Source organism: Marinobacter sp. UBA2688, assembly GCF_002352785.1.
GTDB lineage: Bacteria > Pseudomonadota > Gammaproteobacteria > Pseudomonadales > Oleiphilaceae > Marinobacter > Marinobacter salarius.
In genome coordinates, this window is sequence record NZ_DELU01000012.1 from 345 (window position 1) to 892 (window position 548).

The window sequence follows — 548 nt, forward strand, 5'->3', positions numbered from 1 at the left end:
AACACCTTCCTGGCGGCCGCCGGTCACCCGGTCGGCAAATCCCTGTGTGAACACGACCTGATCGACACGGCCCGCGAAATCGCCTCCCGCGTTGAAATTCCGCTGCCTGTAGATGTAGTTGTCGCCAGCGAATTCGCTGAAACTGCGAAAGCCACCACTAAAAAAATTGACGACGTGACCGAAGACGACATGATTCTGGACGTCGGTCCCGAAACCGCCTCCAAATTCGCCGGCTTGCTGAAGTCCTCCAAGACCATTCTTTGGAACGGCCCGGTCGGCGTCTTCGAATTCGACCAGTTCAGCAACGGCACCCAGTCCCTGGCGAAAGCCATCGCCGAAAGCGACGCCTTCTCCCTGGCTGGCGGCGGTGATACCGTTGCTGCCGTTGACAAGTACGGTGTGAGTGACAAAATCTCGTACATTTCCACCGGTGGCGGTGCTTTCCTGGAATTTGTGGAAGGAAAGACGTTACCAGCTGTCGCAGTTCTTGAAGAGCGCGGCGCATAGCAAGAGTTTGAATCGCAAGGAGGGCCGAGAAGCTCTTCCGG

1 protein-coding gene is annotated in these 548 nt (G+C 57.1%); it reads left to right on the top strand.

Annotated elements, in window-relative coordinates:
* A partial coding sequence (gene pgk, locus B3M52_RS07175) for a phosphoglycerate kinase (RefSeq protein WP_286749285.1) occupies window positions 1-507 on the top strand: 507 nt, incomplete at its 5' end.
* Window positions 508-548 lie beyond the last annotated feature (41 nt).